We start from the raw sequence: 2001 nt of genomic DNA, 5'->3' as shown, positions 1-2001 counted from the left end.
TCAACCTGTTCATTTTCAGTAGGCTGTGTCCAGTCAGTTCCTATCTGTGCATAAATTTCTACTCCGAAATCTTCTTTGTGCTTTGCCAGTCCTTTTTTAACAGATTCAAAATAAGGATGTACTGCAGGCCAATATGATGCCAACTTGTAATTTTTGGCAGATTCAGTAGCCGCAGTGGTTTCAGCAGCCGCAGTAGTTTCAGCAGCCGCAGTAGTTTCAGCAGCAGAAGCAGCCTGACAGCTGAAACTTACTAGTCCAATTGTGGCAATAACTGCCGCAATTGACATTAAGGTAAATAATTTTTTTATCATTTTATTACCTCTCTTCTTTTTATTAATTGGTATTTACTATCATTTTGGAAATTTAAAATATTTATCGTAAAATTTATCAGGATAATAGTTTTTTCTGGTTGTAAACTGTTCTTATCCTGTCAATGCCGACAGCTACAAGAATGAGCAATCCCAGAAATGACTGCTCCCAGTAAACGTTTGTCTGTAGCACGACCAGGCCGTTTTTTATCATTACCATGATTATTGCACCTATTAAAAGTCCGAAAGCGGTCAGAGAACCACCGCTTAAGCCTGTTCCTCCGATAATCGCAACTGCAAATGAGATGATAAGCCAGTCCTGTCCGGTTACGGGGCTTGATGTCCCCATCCTTGAGATATACAGAACACCCGCAAGCCCTGCTATAAAACCTGAGAGGATATGGCTTAATAATTTTATTTTATCTACATTTACTCCTGAAAACTTTGCAGCTTCTGAATTTTCCCCCACTGCCAGTAGTCTTCTTCCTGCAATTGAAAATCTGAAAAATAAAAATAAAATTATCAGACAGAAAATAAGGAAGATGAACAATGAAGGTATTCCGAATATCTGACCTTTTCCTAAAAGAGTGAATGATTCAGGAATATTTACGAAAGAGAAGCCCTGGGTAAAACCATAATTTATGCCTGTAAAAATAAAAGAAGTTGCCAGTGTTACAATAAAGGAATTAATGCCGAATTTCGTAATTATCAAACCGTTAAAAACTCCGCAGGCTATTCCTACAAGCAGGGCAACGGCAACCGCAATCCATCCCGGCATATGGTGTATATCTATAAGATAACCGGCTGTGATTGTTGCAAGTCCGCCAATAGCCCCCACTGAAAGATTCATGTCTCCCACAACAAGGACAAGTGCCTGGGATAATCCTATAAATGCATAAAGAGATAAAGTTCTGCCTATAGTATACATATTATAAGATGTCAGGAAACTGTCAGAAAAAATGGAAAGTACTGCGAATAAAACAAGAGCTGCGACAAATAATCCAAAATTACCGCTTGCAAAGATATCTCTTAGGTGAAACTTTTTCAATTCTTACTCCTTTTTTTAACTTTGCCAAGAAAAAACAACATTAGTAATTAATTAAAATATTTAAATTTTTTTTAATCATTATTTGCCAGATGAAATTTTTTATAATTTCCTTTAACAAACTCCAGATGTTTTTTTATGCTTTCAATGGTTTTCTGACTGTTTTTCTTTATTATGTTTTCCATTATTTCTTTATGGTGGTCATAGGATTTGTTCATTACATCAGGGTATTGAGCGGTTTTCACCAGGATTTCTGTTATTGTATATTTCAATAAAGGAAAAATGATTTCAAAAATACTGTGGATTATTTTATTGTGAGAAGATTCTGATAATTTTTCATGAAATTCGTAGTCCAGCTGAACAAATTTCTTTATATTATCTCTTTCTATATAAAATTTTGTAAGTGCCAGATTTTCTTCAAGATTCTTGATATCAGTATCAGTAGCTTTTATGACTGACTCTTTTGCTATAATTGTTTCGAACAGCTCTCTAAAGCTAAGAAGATCAAGAATCAATTCATTATCTGGCTTAAAGTTCAGTTTGACAGGGTTAAAGAATGAATTGATTGTAAGTTTTTTGACAAAAGCCCCTATGCCGGGCCTTATATCAATTATTCCAATCATTTCCAAGGCAGATAAAGCTTCTCTG

Annotated in this window: 3 protein-coding genes; all 3 read right to left on the bottom strand. The window is 35.2% G+C overall.

The window, feature by feature from the left end:
• A partial coding sequence (locus GXZ93_03745) for a hypothetical protein (GenBank protein ID HHT78893.1) occupies positions 1-311 on the bottom strand: 311 nt, incomplete at its 3' end.
• Between the two features lie 76 nt (positions 312-387).
• Positions 388-1356 (bottom strand): ABC transporter permease, encoded by a 969-nt coding sequence (locus tag GXZ93_03740; GenBank protein ID HHT78892.1) that lies wholly within the window; start codon positions 1354-1356, stop codon positions 388-390.
• Positions 1357-1427: 71 nt separating this feature from the next.
• Positions 1428-1982: a FadR family transcriptional regulator gene (locus GXZ93_03735; protein ID HHT78891.1), complete on the bottom strand. Its 555-nt coding sequence runs from the start codon at positions 1980-1982 to the stop codon at positions 1428-1430.
• Between the last annotated feature and the right edge of the window lie 19 nt (positions 1983-2001).

The sequence above is a fragment of the Actinomycetota bacterium genome (assembly GCA_012837825.1).
In the GTDB taxonomy this organism is placed as follows: domain Bacteria; phylum Actinomycetota; class Humimicrobiia; order Humimicrobiales; family Humimicrobiaceae; genus Humimicrobium.
The sequence above is the reverse complement of the archived record's forward strand: the minus strand, read 5'-3'. Positions and strand labels throughout refer to the sequence as shown.